We start from the raw sequence: 17229 nt of genomic DNA, 5'->3' as shown, positions 1-17229 counted from the left end.
GCTGTTTGTCTTAATCCTCTCTGCTTCTCAATCTGAGGGCAGGTTAGGAGATTTTGGACTGTTTTCCTAACGACAACCGATCGATATTCGTTATTTATCAGCCAATTCCCCAATTTTTAGAGGCGATGCCTACGGCGGTAAACTACGCTTCTAATCAAATTGGTAATTTTTTCTCAGCAAGGTACCTTGGAGCTCATGGAATCAATATTATGGCTTTCAGCCAAATAAGAGCAAATACTCTTGTTTTTTAAAAGGATAAATAAAAGTGATTGACAATTTTACTATATGTTTTGGGCTTTCTACCCATTGACACTGATGAGGGGAAAAGGGAAAGAAAAAACCTTCAACCTTTTTCCTAAATCAAATTTTGAGTTCAAAATGCCTAAAGCGAGTAGTATTGAATACTGAGCTATTGTTTGAGAAACTTTTATGCGTGGTTTACCGCCGTAGGCATCGCTCTGATTGAAGAGAACCCTTGTCAGATGGTAAAGCCTGGGATATCCTTGACGGCTAGCATTCAACATCGGTAATATGACTAATCGCCCTCTGACTTCAGTTTTGAGATGTTCAGTAATGTTGAATTTTTAAATTGTAATTATGCTAACCAGTGTTGACCGTTTATTATTTGTCCGGCGAGTCCCGATTTTTAAGGAATTGCGGGATGATTTTATTGTGCGGCTCACTTCAGTGATGAACGAATTGTCATTCCCAGCTAATTACACCATCTTTCGACAGGGAGAAGAAGGGCGATCGCTCTATATTGTCGTGTCCGGTCGAGTTAAAGTTCACATCGGGAATAAACAGTTGGCAGAAGTGGAACAGGGAAAATACTTTGGTGAGATGGCAGTATTCGATACTCAACCTCGATCCGCCAGTGCAACCACTTTGGAGCCTTGTGAATTTTTAGAACTGACGCAAGAGCAACTATATGACGCGATCGAAGAAACTCCTGAAATTGCAGTGAATATTATTCGTGAGTTATCCCGTCTGATTCGTAGATTGAACGACGATATGAATGTAACCTCTTTGCGGAGTTAATAGACAATATGTAGAGACACAGCAGTGCTACGTCTCTACAAGGGTTTTAGATAATGTAAAATGTGGTTCAAATAAATGAAAACTGCTGTAAGTTTGATTATTAAACTCAGCACTGATCACTGCTTATTATTTAGGTTCACCCACACCCGGAGTTTCTTCTTTATCAACTTTAGGCACAAAATCAGGACGTTCTTTGCTTTCCCAACCTGCGGGGCGTTTCGAGTTGTACCAGGCTATTGAGCCAATGGTAACAGCAGCAACAAAACCAACGACATACACCAAGGTAAAAGCAACAGGAAAATGAGGCGCAGCATCTATAGCTGGTGCTGCTGTTTGCATAAATAATAAATTCATGAGTATATTCTCCACAGTTAGGTAACACTATTGAACACGCTATAAGATGAGCGTATCACCTAACATCCCTCTGTAGTTTAGTTTGAGCAACTTCATATTGCATAAAAAAGGGCAAAGGGGCGGGGAAGTAGCTGATATGTGTAGGTTTGTTGCACCTATTTGTACCTGTCAGCCTGCGGCGTTGCATAGTTGCGGGATGATTTAGTAACTTCCAAAATTCTCCCCTGCCTCCCCTGCTTGCCCCAATTCATCCCACTGTTCTGCAACGCCCAGCCTGCCCCTGCCTCTTCTTCAGCATTTATATCTTTGCCATGCAGACTCGACTATTTCAGCAATGATTTCTGTATATGTCACACCACCCAAACGTCCCATCATTGGCAAGTCTGAGCGGACATGATCTAATCCTGGCAATGGGTTAACCTCCATAAACTGCAACACACCGTTAGGATCGCAGCGCAGATCCACGCGGGCAGTGTCACGGCAACCAAGAGTATGGTAAGCATCCAGCGCTAGTTGTCTTGCCTGTGCTGCCAGTGGTTCAGGATCTATAAGTAAACGATAAGATACCCGTTCCAAATACTCATCCTTGTTGAGGGTGGTGTAGGCGAAAGCTTCTACTTGCCCTGTAAAAATTACTTCCATCACACCTACTACCCGTGAGTTGCTACCGTTGCCAATAATGCCTACTGTTACTTCTCTACCAGGAAGAAAGGTTTCCACGAGTATTGGTTGCCCAAAAAGTTCGTGTAACACTTGATAAGCATTTATTAGCTCCTGATGTTCTTTGACAAGAGAACGTCCAGTTACCCCTTTAGAACTGCCTTCCGTCATCGGCTTAAGAAAAAGTGGCATTGGCAACGACACAGCTGCTGCTTCTGCGGTAGTATTCACGACTTCAAAGGGGGCTGTCGGCAAACCGCGATCGCGCACTACTCTCTTAGCAAGCGCCTTATCTAAAGTCAGGGCGCAGGTAAGCGGATCGGAAAAGGTGTAAGGTTGAGCGAATAATTCGCAGATTGCTGGGACTTGAGCTTCACGAGAGCGACCCTTTAAACCTTCAGCAATATTGAAAACCAGATCCCAGCGATCGCCTTTTACCAACCGCCGAGCAAGTTCTCTACCATTGCTGACACGTTCAACCTGATGACCTAACTGCAACAGTGCAGTTTCTAGCCCGATGATAGTTTTTTCATCGTCGAACTCCATGACTTCAGAGGCGCTGAAACCAGCCTTAAGGTAGTCTGCTTTCAGGTCATAACACAGACCAATGAATAACCCCATAGCCCTATAATTTCCAGTGATAAAACTTTCTCTGTTAGCTTTAACGTACAAATCAGATATCTTAATCAAGGAATTCCGATTACTAAATCGTTAATTAAGTAAAAATATCTCATCAACAACATCAAACCATATAGGAGATTTATCATCAGGAGAACCGTTGTAGTTGGCAGTAATTTCTTCTCCTATTTCTATATCTCGATAGGCAATCAGATCCAATTCTTGGTCGGCGAATTTTTTCACATAATAAGTATTGGGATGGTAAGAATGGTTGATCAAGGAAGATAAACCTAAAGCGATCGCCGCAGCTTTATCTTCCCAATCGTAGTAATAGTTGCCCAAAATTGTTTGATCTAGGAATTTAACCTGTTCTGCGGGTATAACAACAACTGACACTTTATCAATGAGTTGTCCTTTCAAAAAGCGCTTCTGTGCGAAGACACCTCTACCTTTCAGGTTTGTATTACCAACAATCAACATTCCAACTAATCTCCTGCAATTACTTAGTTTTTTGGTTTGCCAAGAACTCAACAGAACCTATTCCAACTGACCCTTTTTGATGATGGCAAGCAACTTATATATAGGGTTAAACCTACTTTACTGGATCTACATAGGTGTACATCTTACCTGCCCAATTTCGCACTGTAGCTGTACCATTTTCATAAGCAGCTAAAGTCTCAGCTTGAATTGGGATTTTGCCACCACCACCAGGAGCATCAATTACATAGGTTGGTACAGCGTAGCCAGTAGTCTGACCACGTAATTTAGAAATTAAATCAAGCCCAGTTTGCACACTCGTTCGCAGATGTGCAGTACCAATAACTGGATCGCATTGATAAAGATAGTAAGGTCGCACACGCAGCTTAAGAAGACCGTGAAACAGATTCTTCAAAGCTTTTTCAGAATCATTCACATCTTTTAACAGCACGGTTTGACTACCTAGAGGAATGCCGCCATCAGCTAGGCGATCGCAAGCTTGTGCCACTTCTGGGGTAAGTTCCCGCAGATGACAAAAGTGCAAAGACAGCCACACACGATGTTTACGAAGCAAGGCAACCAGTTCCGGTGTAATGCGCTGCGGTAAGAAACTTGGCACGCGGGAACCAATTCGGATAAATTCAATATGCTTAATGGCACGCAGCCGCCTAAGCAAGTTATCTAAGGGTTCATCAGCCATTAATAAAGGGTCACCACCGGAAATTAGCACATCACGGATCTCAGTGTGTTCCTCCAGGTAAGCAGTGATCGCATCCAACCGCCGCGTTACTGGATACATCTCACCTTGGCTCACCAAACGAGAGCGGGTGCAGTAACGACAATAAGCGGCGCAACTGTCTAAGGCAAGCAGCAACACTCGGTCAGGGTAGCGGTGTACGAGTCCTGGTACTGGAGTGTCGTTATCTTCACCGCATGGATCTACCATATCTGCTGGACTAACTATTAGTTCTTCTTGCCGTGGTATCACCTGTAACCGTAGTGGGCAAAGCGGATCTTCTGGATCGAGTAGCGATGCAAAATATGGGGTTACAGCTACAGCAAACTTTTCTGGTGCGATTAAAAGTCCCTGTTTTTCGGTAGCACTAAGCCTTAATAACTTCTGAAAGTGTTCCAGCTTAGTCAACCGATGCCGCATTTGCCAGCGCCAATCGTTCCAGCGTTCTTGGTTGTAAGTCTCTCCCAAAATCTGACAAATTTCTTTACACCGAATATCAGTTACTAGAGGATCTAGAATAGTGTTTTTGATCATGATTAGACCTAAATTAAGCTGAGAAAAATAAACAAATCACAGCCTAATAGAGTGCGGCGCAAATCCAGCTACCATCTCAATTAAGCAAGCAGACAAATAGGGGCAATTTATAAATTCCTCTACTCAAGTCTCCTTGTTAAAGGTAAGCAAATTTCTGTCACAGTGTATTAGTATGTTTACTTAGATTTTTAGTTTAGATAAAAAATCTATTTCAAAGTTCACCAAAAGTATAATTTGACACAAATTTTGTTTGCACTGTGATAATGGCGATCGCTCTTACAGTGTCTTTGTTACGTTGAGTCAGTCGGGCTTTCCGTCTTATTGTACCGTATTAATACATACACTAATGTCGCATATTTAATTATGTAGGGATTTTTGGGGTGCGATCGCTCAATCTACAACCTGTGTAAATAATGCAGCCAGCTACACCACATTTGATTAGCGTTGGGCGATTGTGGCCAGAAGACGACTAGAATAAATTTCTTCGTTGCTAATCAGCGACTCATTGCAAAAATCTGTTCAGCCGTTAAGGGAATGTTCGGAAACAATCTAAAATCAATTTGATCCTGCCCTCGAAACACCTTTGGGGGTAAATACTCTCCATCTTCAAGTTGGTAGATTGTAATGGTTGGCTGCTTGGGAGAGCCAATGAACCGAATGCCACCAAAAGCAGCATAGTCCACAATGATGTACTCGAAAACGCCCAAGTCTTCATATTCAGCAAGTTTTGTCAGATAGTCGTCCTTCCAGTTGTTGCTAACTACCTCAATGATTCCGGGTGGTGGAATATATGCAGCAGCAGAACTAGAGCTAGTTTTCATCCTCTGCCATTCAACTCTTGCAAATATGACAATATCTGCTTTCCGGCTTTTTTCCTTTTCACCTGGTGCTGTTTTGAGTCGAACCTGCTTGGACTGGCGCGACACGTAAGGCAGGTCATTTTCTTGGCAGTGATTTTCTAAGTAAGCACACAGTCGCTCGATCAAATCCTCATGATTTGCATTTGGTTCTGATAATGGTACGGGAATCCCATCCAATAGCTCAAACTCTCTGCCTGAACCATCGTCCCAGGCAAGAAACTCTTCAAAAGTCAGTGGTTGTGTGACGGTTGCGTACATCGCCCTCGCTCCCTTGCTGACGGGTACTTCACTCAATGCTACCAAGATGTAGACCTTTGGTTGGTGTCAGGAGCGATCGCTTTTAACTTCGCTTGATCAGCTAAGGATTTTTCGGGTGCGATCGCGCATCAAACTAATGGCAAGCAATAAATCGTGTAATAGCCTTATTTATTAGGAGTTTTACCTGCCAGTGCTGTGCAACTGACTTGCTCAGTCGCGGCTGAGAGCGGAGCTTTCGCGTTTCGTTGAGCGCGTTGTTAGACCAATCACCGCCACACACAGTAAAACCTTTCGATCCCTGCATATTTTTCGCCCAGGCTCTGCACCTCGAACCTGCAACGCTTGTAAAACTCGACTGCCTCTGTGTCTGTTTCCACTGCCAGTTCGCTCAGCCCAAAGCGCGCGCTGGTCTGAGCTATCATAGCACGACCAATCCCCCTGCCCATTTTCAAAAACCTTGATTTACTGTTGTTTTAGCCTCAACCTCAACTTGACTATTCAAATAAAGACATTCCTGAAAAGGGTCATTTATGGGCAAGTGTAAGGAGCAAAAAGGGTTGAAAGATTGGTTTTACCGTGCAAAAGTTTGATTTGCCCCTTATCATTTTTGGGCAAGTTAGTAAATCAACAAAGTATTGTTTGCAATATTTATGTAGGATACTTCGGCTTTGACTGGTAGTTCTTCCTGGTTTTCAAACCTCATCCAAAAACGAATATAGAGTGATAAATCTGCTGGATATTGAAGTGTCAAAAAACCTCCTCCTGACGATTGTTGTAGAACTCCAATTGTAAAGCTTGCATTACAATTGATTTCTGCAACTACGACATTGCGCTCACCAATTCGGTATGTTGCTGAACTTTTAACCTTATATAGTGAAGGAGTTATAATACTTGATATATATTCTTTACCAAGGGGTAATGCAGGAAACATTTCTCTAATAATTAGATTATCTCGAATTGCTCGACGAAGAGCTTCTTGTAAATTATCTGAAGAATTTATTAGTTGCTCTGTAATATCTATTCCAGGTTTTACTTCATTCGCTATTTTTTTCAAGAGACTATCGAGAGAATTACAGTAGATAAGGGGTATTGGATGTTCGATAATCTCCATTTTAAGGTCTTCATGTAAAGTGTTTTTATCAGAAGACGCAAAATCTTTTATATTTTCTGAAACAAAGTAGTTAACACTATCACTCAAGAAATGTGCTTGCTTTATTGTTAGCCAAATAACTGCATCGCGAGCGCCTCTTCCCTCACGAGTAGGTCTAATACGTTGAATTTCTCGAAAAATACCTTCCTCAAAAGCATTTTTAGGCGTTTCTATAATCTTGACTTTTTCTTTTAAATTACAGCACCATGATTCAGCCAAATCTTTAGAGCATGGTAAGTTTGGCTCTGCAATTCCATTCAAATAGATTCTTGCTTTTTCGTATGCTCTTCTAAGTGTTCCAAAAGCATCTTCAATCTCCCGTTGTCGATGAGCTACAGACTCCCTTAATACAAGCTCTGGAATCGCTATATCTTGACTACATTCCTGTGCTAAAACTTGAATGGTTTCAAAGCGAATTGATATTCCACTTTTATACGGTACAACATTTGTATCAAGGAATATAGTCATACGCCATTTTCAAGACGAGCAATGATTATTTCTGCAAGCTTCAAAAATATTTCACGAGTGTCTTTTGAGCGTTTAAAATGTGCCCCACGAGCTTCAGAGCCATTTAATTCAAAAATAGCTTTGTGCGCTTGTTGAGCTTTAGGAACCAGAGACGAGAGGTACTTGAGTGCGATTAAAGGCTCTGTTTCTTGCTCGTTTACTGGTAATTTTATTGCTTTTAAAGGAAAGACAACTCCTTCTTGATAGGCAACAGGAATTTTATCTTGCCACACTCGAAAAGCTTCAGCTGGAGAACTAGAAAAGACTGAAAATTGTTGACTTACGTAACCTAACGGAATAGGAACAGATTCACAGGTGGGAAGCTCAAAAGTAACAGTTTTTGGTTTATTTTTTAAGGCCGTATGCCATTGACGTACCCAATTGGCAATACTGTATCCAACACTTGGAAGTGCCCTTACTGAGAATAAGTCTGCTGCAAGAGGAATAATAAATCCATCTGAGGAAATGAGTGCATTACGATTCAGTGCGTTTACATTGGGGCCTAAGTCTATAAGTACAAAATCAGCACTTTTAATATTTGCTGTCTGTTGAAAAAGACGGTAGAGAGCTGTGGTCACGCGAAATCCACGTGCTTCACCTGCGAGTGCTTCAGTCCATCCAGTTGGACATATTCCTTCAAAATCAGCAAGTCGAATATCACCAGGGACAAGCCATAAGTTGCTTCGTAATGAAAGAGGCTCAACATATTTAAAATCACCAGCACCAGTGACCAATGGTTCAAGTGCCGACCAAATAGTTATTTCTTTATCCAATGACTCTTGATATTTTTCTTCAGTAACAGCGAGAGCTGTAAGGTTAGCTTGGGAGTCAGCATCGAATAGAATGACCTTTTTGCCTACTTGAGCTAGGGCAATTGCAACATTAAACAAAATAGTTGTCTTTCCTACACCTCCTTTATGGTTAAAAAAGGCAACAACTTTAGCCATCACTCCTCCAAGCTCTCAAAACAGGATGCATAATTATATACATTAGATATTGCATAGTCTAGCATTTCACTTAGGTTGTTGTCGCTGCTTGGTCAGTTATCATTTCGTAGGTTAATTGGGCGGATGTCACGGATATTGAGGGTTCTTTTGTCTGCGTTATCGTCGTCATCAATCGTGACCAGGTATTTCACGACCGTATGGTTTGTATTTCCACCAGTCACAGTGACAACAAATGCTGAGTAACTGTTAGTGTTTTTGCCACAACCACTTAGGTCATGGAAGGTTTGATTTCATTCACCAATATGGACACCCTCGCCTCGTGCCTCATCACCACTTTGTTTAATTTCATTGAGGAGAGCTACTTTCAGTTGAGATAGCTTTAATTTTTTATCAGCAAGCATAAGTTTAAGAAACTTCATTAGGATTTATCCCAAGCTGTCTCAAGCGTTCTGCTAAACGCTGGGCTTTTTGCTGTTCTTGTTCTAATTGGGATGTTAGTAACTGGGATTTTTCTTGCTCTTGTTCTAATTGAGGTGCTAATAACTGGGATTTTTCTTCACCAGTTAGTAATAAATTTCCCTGTGTATCCCACCAACGCAACCAAGGCGCTGTAGTATTTCCATACTGTCCTTGCCAAATACCCAATTCGACGCCCATCAAGGAAATCTTATAGTGTCCACGTTCGTTAGCTGTGAGTTGCTGATACCTACCATCAACTAAGTGATAAACCTCAACCGCAGCTTTGCTAAATTCGTAAATACCATAAAAAGGTACGCGGATTGCTTGCTCGTATACCCAGAATTTACCAGTAATTGGAGTATTATCTCTTTCTTCTGAACCATCCCCTGAAGCGAATTCCAATACAATTAGGGGAGCGACATATTCTTGCCACAATACATACGAACGTCGAAACTGACCATTTAACATAGGTGCAACATTCGGGACGTAAAACCAATCGGGTGCTTCGGCACCGCGTTCAGGTGGTTCGGTCAAACGCCAGTAAATGCCACAATCTTGACCAATACAATACTGCTTATCCGAGTGAATTTGCTGTAATATACCTTGAACAGAGTCGGTTAGGAGTATGCTTTGCGGGTGTTCTTGAAAGTTTTTCACAAAAGTCCCATTCGACTCTGGTAACTCAGTATGGTCGGGAAGGTGAGTAATGCCTAGTTCGGACAGTTTGGCAATAGTCATTGAACTTTGGCGCGAGTGAATCGGCATATTTATCTTAACACCGCTCCAACAAAAGGGTTGATGGTGGGTATTTTACTGTCCAATAGTTAGTTATTTTAAAACTGTGATATTGACTCATTACAGCGCTTGAGGCACAAATGCCAAAGCTGCTTTAATTCCTTCATCACTAAGTCGCGGATGCGCTTCTAGTATTTGCTGAGGTGTTTCACCAGCAGCTAACTTTTCGAGAATTAATTCAACTGTAATACGAGTTTCTGAAATGACAGGTTTGCCCATCATTATTTTTGGGTCGGATATGATTTTTTGCATGAATTAGGAAGGATTATTTAGATAAATAATGAATTTAACATATAACGCCTTTCAACATTCTTCTCCATCACCTACCAGAACATAAAGCGCGATCGCTTTTCATTACTTTCTGGTTAGTCTGCAAATAATCATGTAGCAAATTGCAACCCCGTGCCAGTAATTTTTCTAGTTGGATATCTGCCAAATCTCGGAAAATTACTGTGCCATTACCACTACCAGCAGCCAAAGTCTTGCTGTCATGACTGAAACTGACGCTGGTTAACTCATCCTTATCACCTTTCAAAGCAATCAGCAATGTCCCTGCTCGGTTCCAAATCCTCACTTTGTTATCACTGCTAGCTGCTAGAGTCTTACCATCGGGGCTAAAACTGACACTGATAAAACTATCACCATCGCCTGTGAGAGTATCTAGTAAATTCCCGTCTCGATTCCAAATCTTCACTGTGCTATCAATACTCACTGAAGCAATACTTTGACTATCGGGCGACCAAGCAACCCCATTCACGCGGCGGCTATGACCAGTTAATGTATATAGTAATTTACCCTCTACACTCCAGATTTTCACGGTTTTATCATCGCTGGCTGAAGCTAGCAACTTGCCATCAGGGCTAAAGCTTACCCAATTCACTGCTTCTTGATGATCCTGTAAAGTATTGAGCAGTTTACCGTTGCGACTCCATAGTTTTACTGTTTTATCTTTACTAGCGGAGGCAATTACTTGACTATCAGGCGACCAAGCTACACTCAAGATGGCATCATTATGACCCTGTAAGGTGTTGAGCAGTTTACCATCACGGCTCCAGAGCTTAACTGTTTTATCTTTACTAGCGGAGGCAATTACTTGACCATCAGGCGACCAAGCTACACCCCAAACTTGACCCTGATGCCCCGTGAATGTACGAAGTAGTTTACCATCACGACTAAAAAGTTTTACAGTTTTGTCTCGGCTTGCTGCTGCCAAGGTGCGATCGTCTGGGCTAAAACTGATGCTAGTTACCCAGTCATCATTATCGGGTTTGGGTTTTCGCAGTAACACATCGTCCCAATGCCAAAGTTTAATAGTTTTGTCCCGACTGGCGGAAACAAGGGTGCGACCGTCTGGGCTGAAACTGACACTGTTAACCCAATTATTATGTCCCTTCAGAGTTCCTAGCAACACACCTTCAGAACTCCAAAGTTTGATTGTCTCATCAGTACTTGCAGAAGCGATCGTGTTACCATCACGGCTAAAACTGACGCTAGTAACTCCAGTACTATGGCCTGATAAGGTTCGCAGTAGCTTTCCTTCCAGATTCCACAGCTTGATTGTCTGGTCTAAACTAGCAGATGCAATTGTTTGACCATCGGTTGACCAAGCTACGCTTTTGACTGCATCATCATGTCCCTGTAAGGTTTTGAGCAGCTTACCATCCCGACTCCACAATTTCACTGTCTTGTCAGCACTCCCGGAAGCTAAGGTTTGACCATCGGTTGACCAAGCGACACTCAAGACTGCACCATCATGTCCCTGCAAAGTTTTGAGCAGCTTACCATCCCGACTCCATAGTTTCACTGTTTTGTCTGTACTCGCCGAAGCAATAATCTGCCCATCTGGGCTGAAACTAGCACTATTCACCACACCCTGATGCCCTAATAAGGTAGCCAGCAGTTGACCTTCTCGACTCCACAGTTTTATCGTCTTGTCCTGACTGGCGGAAGTAATGATTTGACTATCTGGGCTAAAACTGACGCTATTAACCACATCCTCATGTCCCGACAAGGTTTTGATCAAGCTACCATCAGGACGCCAGAGTTTGATTGTAGTATCGGCACTGGCTGAGGCAATTAAAGAGCGATCAAGGCTAAATGTAGCACTATTGACGCCAGATAGATGCCCGTCCAAGCGGTTATACTCTCTTACCCCGGAAACAGCTTGATAAAGTGCCGTCTGTACTTGTTCTCTTGTATTAGAATCTACCCAGACTGTTTGTTGTAATTTTCCCCCTGCCTTTAAAGCTTCTTTTAAAGCATCAATACCTTTTTGCGAGGCAAAGAGGGCTTCACTGGATGCACTGAGGGTTTTGATTTCGCTATCTACTGCTGTCACTATGGAAACACTTAATCCCAAGATGGCGAGAACGGAAGCGGTTAGGGCAATTTTCAGCGAACGATTTAATTGAGCTTCACTAAGTCTTTGTTTCTTTTGACTTTCTGCAAGTTTAGCTGTTAACTCTTTTTCTTTAAGTTCGGCTCGTAATTGCTCAATTTCTAACTGACTTAATTCTTCCCGCTTGTGTAATTCTCGCAATTCTGTTAATAAGTCTAATCCCTGTTGGGGATGAGGAGCTACTAATTTAGAACGCTGCTTATTTTGACTAAGTTCGCTCTTAAGTCGCTCAATCTCAGCTTTACTTTGTTCTACTTTATAGCGTAACTGATTTAGTTGTACCTGTAAGCTCGATTCTTGTTGTTGCAGGTGGCGAATCAAGTTTACTAAATAATCGTGAATCAGTTGATAGCGTTCTGGTACATCAGGAAAGAGAACTACTAAGCCGGAGCGCACTAAAATTTCTAATACTAAATCTAATTTGTCAGCATCTTCTAACTCTCCTAGCTGCGCCGCTAACTCAGCTCGAGTTTTAAAAGGTCGGTTGTTGCTTTCATCTGTTAATAAATATAAGACGAGTAAAGCGGCTCGTTCATTTTCTGGACCGCAGTCTTTAATTAGTTCCTTAAGATATCGTTCGATAAGTTTGTTGGGTCTATATGGTTGATATTCTTCTAGTGTAGTAATACGCTCATCTTGAATTTGTGCTCCCACAACTTGTAATTCAATGGGGCGGACTTCTCCAAATTCTGTGGATAAATCTTCGATTAAAGCATCAATTAAAGCAGGTTCTAAATTAAACTGCGATCGCTCCGTTAATTTTCGGATAATTGCTTTGGCATATTCTGGCGAAAAATTATTTAACTGATAGCGGATATGCTTATCGAGAATATTATTATTAATCGCTTCCAGTGCCGAGAGATGTTTAAAGTCTAATAACCGATGTAAATAATCTTCTCGCAAGGAAAGGATGACTTTCACAAAGGGTATATTCAGACAATCGCTAATAAATTTATCAAACTCTTGCTTTTGATTGCGATCGCTATAACCAAAGAAAAATTCTTCAAACTGGTCAAAAATTAAAACTGTGATCAAATGGCGATCGGCATTTTCTTGGAGTTGTTGTAAAATACTACCAATGGTGAACAATGTGCCAGGATAAGGCAAAGCCTGCGATTCAATGGCTGCTTCTGGCTGAACATCAGCATAAACCGCCAGGGATGCATCACTAGATATCGCCTCACTTAAAGATTTCCCTAATTCCCGTGCCCAATCGGTATAAACTTGCAGTACCACAGGCACGGCTATTTGATCGCCAATAGCTCGATTTTGTAGTGCTGGAACTAAACCCGCCGTGACAGTAGAACTCTTACCCACCCCCGATTGACCGTGAATCACCGTCAACTTTTGATCGGCGCGGCTAATTCTGCCAATTAAGTTATCAATATCACGCTCCCGACCAGAAGCCGCAATTTCTAAAGCAATGCTGCTACTTCCAGAAGGTGACATTAATGCGGGATTTGTCGCCTGTCTTTGGGGTTGCAAGCGCCCTGCACCAATAAAAGCCCGAAAACCATACTGCTGCTCAACAGAACGCCGTTTCTGGCGAATGTAATAGGCTTCGAGATATCGCCCTTCTTCAAAGTAGAGCGATCGCAGTCTCCGCAATAAACGAATATAACGATGGGCATTGTATTGATGGGCACTGCTTTCTAAGGCTGCTGGCAGTTCTTTTGTTGCCTTATCTAAGTATTCACGAGCGATTACTAGCTCACCTAAATTTCGCTGTGCTTTCGCCAACACTAAATAGTAAATTTGCGCCAGCAGTAATGGAAATAAGCAGTTATAAGGGTCTTTCTGCTTTTGCGCCTCACCTAATTTCAGCAGTGATACGTGTGCTAAGATACTCGCCTGTATCCACCGCGACTGCTGCACAGCCACTTGCGCCAGAAAACCGTAGTCACAAGCTAATTGGATTTGACTACCATAAGTTTGATGTAACTCCAGAGACTTTTGAGCAACTGTCTGCAATTCTTCCCACTCTTGCAGATATTGCAAAACCTCAGCGAGTTGATTAATAAATCCAGCAACTATATCTAAACGCCCAGCCACCTGCAAAATATTCAAGCACTGCTGAAAATAAGATTTAGCAGTGTACCAATGGCGGCGATTTTCGATTTGATTTTGCTCTGCAAAACGGCAATAACACAGCCCAATATAAAACAGCAAAATTCCCTGTCGCAGCAGTAAGGGAGATGGGCGATTAGGAGGCATAGACGAAGAAAATACCCCCTCATCTCTCCCTGCTCCCCCGCTCCCCTGCTCCCCTGCTCCCCCTGCTTCCCCTGCTCCCCTGCTCCCCTGCTCCCCTGCTTCCTCTGTCTCTGCCAACTTTTGCCAAACTTGCAAGCTTTGCTGAAAATGGCTTAAACCTGTATTGATGCGATCGCTAATATAATTATCTAGACCAAAAACAAATTCCAAACTAGCGTGTAATTCTGGCTCTAAGGTAATACCACGATTGTGCAACTCTTTAATCGCAAAGTGGAGTTCATAACTATGTTCCCAGACTTGCTCGACAGTGGCATAAAGCTTTGCAACTTGAGAAGGTTGGTGTTGTGCCGCATCGGTTGATAACACCGTGGCAAATAAAGAGTCAGTTTCCTGTTGCAGAAATTGCAGCAGTGATTGAGTTGTCATTTCAAACCGAATCGGTGTCGCCGCCCAACTTGCAAAATCTGGTGCTAAACGGACTATTTTTTGCAATATTTCCTCGTTCACCCACAAAATCATTGGAAATGGGTGGCGTTTGCGAAATTCATCCCGAATATGATTGATAGACCTCAGTAAATCGTCAAGTCCATCTACTGACTCCAAACCCAAAATCATCAACGCCGATGGCGGATTAGCTTCGGTTAGCAGTTGTAAATGAATATTTGTGTAAAGACTTCTAGCATTATGCGGCAGAACTACCTTTTGAATGTAGTGTACTTCTGGAGAGAGTTCTTCGAGTCGTTGCAGCATAAGTTCTTGCAAAACTCGATAATTGCAGCACACCAAAACCAGGGAAAATTGACCGCTAGAAAGGGTAATTGCTCTCCCCAAACTCCGTAAAGCGCGCTCGTTAGCTGCTCTAATATCTACTTGTGCGTGTCGTTCAACCATGATTTAAATTTTTCTGTCTCTGCTAAAACTGGGTTGACGGCAAACCAAGCTCCTTGATGATCGCGGTATTCAAATACAAATAGACTTCGCAAAAGGGTGTGGTATTCTATATCACCTCTAACTCGTTGCTGTTGCACCACCTGAAAGATTAATTCCCACTCATGGGGGTCGATAGCGTTGGCTCGGTAATCACGCTGTCTTCGGATTACCAATTCAACACATTCCCGGTCAAAGGGTGGATCTTGTTCTCGCAGACAGTCAAACAGTAAACCTAGTAAATCGCGTACATGACCACCACTTATCAAGCACAATCGATCTAAGGTTTCCAAACTATCAAACACCTCTGTAATTAAGCTTAACCGATCGCTAGGTAAAATGTCTGGGAAAGCTCTAGCTAGCACCATTTGCCGCATCATTGCTAGACCTTGGACAAAAATCTCGCCAGAGCGCAAACGCACAGGTATCATCGGTAAAACTTTTGGTGCGACTCCTCCCCCCAAACGATGCTGAAGTTCGGCGCTATCGTTAGAGAAAGTCAAGGCTAGGGGAATAGTGTAGACTACATGACAATTCAGTTTGCGTAATTGTTCGCCACGCTGAATAAATAAATATTCTGGTAGCGATCGCCCCGATGGTAAAGGTCGAATTGCAACTCTATCTAAATTATCAACAATAACTACCAGTCCTTTTTTACCCCTGGTTTTCAGTTCTTTGTTGGCACGTTCTAGTAATTCTTGATTAATTGACTGTAAAATATTTGCGGTTCGCGGTTCCAGATAATCTCTTAACCGCCGCCGTAATTGCGGACTTTCTTTAGTTTTAGCTGTAATTTTGGCAATCCCCACAGACAATTCTGCTTCTACCCCAAGGTCAATTGGCGTTTGCAGAAAATCTACAAGTTCGCCAAACAACTTGCTAAAGTAGGTAGGTTTGAACCTAATTTTCATCGCTTCTAAGCTTTCACTCACTTGTCCAGCGATCGCTAATAAAATATCAGTCACATCCACATCGGCCATTTCTAAAATGTGGGTAGACTCAAAGTAAACTACATGAAATTGCTGCGCTTCTAACTCAGCTTTCAGGCGCAACAACTCTGTTGATTTTCCACAACCGAGATGTCCTGTAAATAGTTGACAGGTTGGTGTATCTGGCGATATTCTAGCGATTGTACGCTGCAAAGCCTCAATGATTTTGCCACCCCGCACCGCAGCAAAATCGATATAGTACCTGCGATCGCTAGGGTTTCCTATAATTAGAGGTCTGCTCGGATTGCAAGCCTGATAAAATCTTTCTAAATCTAGGAGCATAACTAATCGAGTTCACTTAAAAATAAAGATGACAAAACCTGCTAAATAAATATATTGATTTTAGGCAATTTATTCCTTAATTTAAGTACATTTAAATCAAACTACTAACTAAATTAGCAATATTCCCGATAATTATTCATATCTTAGGTTGGATATAACACATAGCAATGCTGATATTTTAGTTGAAGTAAGCAGAAATACTCTTATAAGTATAAAAATCCAAAATTGCCGATTATCTAATAAGCTTATCTTATGAATATTAAAAATATCCAGCACAAAAAAAGGTACTGTTAAGTACAATTTTGTAGCTCTCTTGAACACATCATCAGCTTGAGTTACTAACGAGCTTGCGTCAGTTTGGCGATAAAATAATCTCCAATCCTTACAGAATCAGACTTTTAACAAAAACGTTGGTTAACTCAACTTCAGTTCACAATACGGTTCGGTTAACATGTTTCTCACTTGAAGATCCCCCCAACCATCCTTTAAAAAGGCTTACCCTTTCTAATTACCCCCTTTTTAAGCGGGTCGCCGCAGGCGAGGGTATCTTATCCGAACCGTATTGCTTCAGTTCAGAGTTAATTTTTGACTAAATTCTGCTTCTCGTTACAAAAATCATGATTTTGTGAATGAAAATCACGATTTTGTTAACGAAAACCACGACTTTGTGAATGAAAATCATGATTTTGTGAACGAAAACCATGATTTTTGTGATTTGAACGATAATTTAGCCAAACGGTCACGAAATACTTCACTCTGTACTAGGACAACATATAGTTCAAAGTTATAAATTGAGTTTAAAAAACTCAAAACTTAATTACAGTAAGGAATATGGTCAAATAGTTTATTTGTACCGTACCGCGATGAGAGAGAAATAAAAATTCAGATTTCAGGCGATCGCTTTATCACTCAATTTTTGGCTAAACATATTTTTGAACCATATTGTGGTTCTTGGCAACTTTTGGTGATCTAGGTTAGGGGAAGGCAGAGGGCAGAAGGCAGAAGGCAGAAGAAAGAAAGGAATAA

The 17229-nt window shown here is 41.8% G+C and carries 12 protein-coding genes; 1 reads left to right on the top strand and 11 read right to left on the bottom strand.

Features of this window, described 5'->3' with window-relative positions:
* Positions 1-597 precede the first annotated feature (597 nt).
* A complete protein-coding gene (locus V7K89_RS26355) occupies positions 598-1038 on the top strand; it encodes a Crp/Fnr family transcriptional regulator (protein ID WP_194042938.1) in 441 nt (146 codons plus the stop codon).
* Between the two features lie 126 nt (positions 1039-1164).
* Here the strand turns inward: V7K89_RS26355 and psb35 are convergent, their stop codons facing one another.
* The 11 genes from psb35 to V7K89_RS26300 form a co-directional block, all read right to left on the bottom strand.
* Complete coding sequence (psb35, locus tag V7K89_RS26350; protein ID WP_322674798.1) at positions 1165-1392, bottom strand: photosystem II assembly protein Psb35; 228 nt, start codon at positions 1390-1392, stop codon at positions 1165-1167.
* A gap of 291 nt (positions 1393-1683) precedes the next feature.
* Positions 1684-2673: a D-alanine--D-alanine ligase family protein gene (locus V7K89_RS26345; protein WP_335192448.1), complete on the bottom strand. Its 990-nt coding sequence runs from the start codon at positions 2671-2673 to the stop codon at positions 1684-1686.
* A gap of 90 nt (positions 2674-2763) precedes the next feature.
* Positions 2764-3150, bottom strand: a complete 387-nt coding sequence (locus V7K89_RS26340; RefSeq protein WP_335192446.1) for an SET domain-containing protein — start codon at positions 3148-3150, stop codon at positions 2764-2766.
* A 112-nt stretch (positions 3151-3262) separates the two neighbouring features.
* Entirely contained in the window at positions 3263-4417 is a 1155-nt protein-coding gene (locus V7K89_RS26335) for a KamA family radical SAM protein (RefSeq protein ID WP_335192444.1), read from the bottom strand.
* A gap of 494 nt (positions 4418-4911) precedes the next feature.
* Positions 4912-5535, bottom strand: coding sequence for a Uma2 family endonuclease (locus V7K89_RS26330; protein ID WP_335192441.1), 624 nt, complete (start codon positions 5533-5535; stop codon positions 4912-4914).
* A gap of 616 nt (positions 5536-6151) precedes the next feature.
* Positions 6152-7153, bottom strand: coding sequence for a PIN domain-containing protein (locus V7K89_RS26325; protein WP_335192439.1), 1002 nt, complete (start codon positions 7151-7153; stop codon positions 6152-6154).
* Entirely contained in the window at positions 7150-8139 is a 990-nt protein-coding gene (locus tag V7K89_RS26320; protein ID WP_335192437.1) for a ParA family protein, read from the bottom strand. Before V7K89_RS26320 ends, V7K89_RS26325 begins: the two co-directional genes overlap by 4 nt.
* Positions 8140-8544: 405 nt before the next feature.
* The gene (locus V7K89_RS26315) at positions 8545-9336 is read right to left on the bottom strand and encodes a Uma2 family endonuclease (protein WP_335192475.1); all 792 of its coding nucleotides are present in this window, start codon (positions 9334-9336) and stop codon (positions 8545-8547) included.
* Positions 9337-9453: 117 nt separating this feature from the next.
* Positions 9454-9645: a DUF433 domain-containing protein gene (locus V7K89_RS26310; protein WP_335192435.1), complete on the bottom strand. Its 192-nt coding sequence runs from the start codon at positions 9643-9645 to the stop codon at positions 9454-9456.
* Positions 9646-9712: 67 nt separating this feature from the next.
* A complete protein-coding gene (locus V7K89_RS26305) occupies positions 9713-14896 on the bottom strand; it encodes an nSTAND1 domain-containing NTPase (RefSeq protein ID WP_335192433.1) in 5184 nt (1727 codons plus the stop codon).
* Positions 14872-16203 (bottom strand): P-loop NTPase fold protein, encoded by a 1332-nt coding sequence (locus V7K89_RS26300; RefSeq protein WP_335192431.1) that lies wholly within the window; start codon positions 16201-16203, stop codon positions 14872-14874. Before V7K89_RS26300 ends, V7K89_RS26305 begins: the two co-directional genes overlap by 25 nt.
* Between the last annotated feature and the right edge of the window lie 1026 nt (positions 16204-17229).

The organism is Nostoc sp. (assembly GCF_036917515.1).
In the GTDB taxonomy this organism is placed as follows: Bacteria; Cyanobacteriota; Cyanobacteriia; order Cyanobacteriales; family Nostocaceae; genus Nostoc.
This window is presented reverse-complemented; position numbering and strand designations above follow the sequence as displayed.

Excerpts from the sequence above, each read along its gene's own strand:
- V7K89_RS26355 (WP_194042938.1), top strand. The coding sequence starts at position 598 with ATGCTAACCAGTGTTGACCGTTTATTATTTGTCCGGCGAGTCCCGATT.
- psb35 (WP_322674798.1), bottom strand. The coding sequence starts at position 1,392 with ATGAATTTATTATTTATGCAAACAGCAGCACCAGCTATAGATGCTGCG.
- V7K89_RS26345 (WP_335192448.1), bottom strand. The coding sequence starts at position 2,673 with ATGGGGTTATTCATTGGTCTGTGTTATGACCTGAAAGCAGACTACCTT.
- V7K89_RS26340 (WP_335192446.1), bottom strand. The coding sequence starts at position 3,150 with ATGTTGATTGTTGGTAATACAAACCTGAAAGGTAGAGGTGTCTTCGCA.
- V7K89_RS26335 (WP_335192444.1), bottom strand. The coding sequence starts at position 4,417 with ATGATCAAAAACACTATTCTAGATCCTCTAGTAACTGATATTCGGTGT.
- V7K89_RS26330 (WP_335192441.1), bottom strand. The coding sequence starts at position 5,535 with ATGTACGCAACCGTCACACAACCACTGACTTTTGAAGAGTTTCTTGCC.
- V7K89_RS26325 (WP_335192439.1), bottom strand. The coding sequence starts at position 7,153 with ATGACTATATTCCTTGATACAAATGTTGTACCGTATAAAAGTGGAATA.
- V7K89_RS26320 (WP_335192437.1), bottom strand. The coding sequence starts at position 8,139 with ATGGCTAAAGTTGTTGCCTTTTTTAACCATAAAGGAGGTGTAGGAAAG.
- V7K89_RS26315 (WP_335192475.1), bottom strand. The coding sequence starts at position 9,336 with ATGACTATTGCCAAACTGTCCGAACTAGGCATTACTCACCTTCCCGAC.
- V7K89_RS26310 (WP_335192435.1), bottom strand. The coding sequence starts at position 9,645 with ATGCAAAAAATCATATCCGACCCAAAAATAATGATGGGCAAACCTGTC.
- V7K89_RS26305 (WP_335192433.1), bottom strand. The coding sequence starts at position 14,896 with ATGGTTGAACGACACGCACAAGTAGATATTAGAGCAGCTAACGAGCGC.
- V7K89_RS26300 (WP_335192431.1), bottom strand. The coding sequence starts at position 16,203 with ATGCTCCTAGATTTAGAAAGATTTTATCAGGCTTGCAATCCGAGCAGA.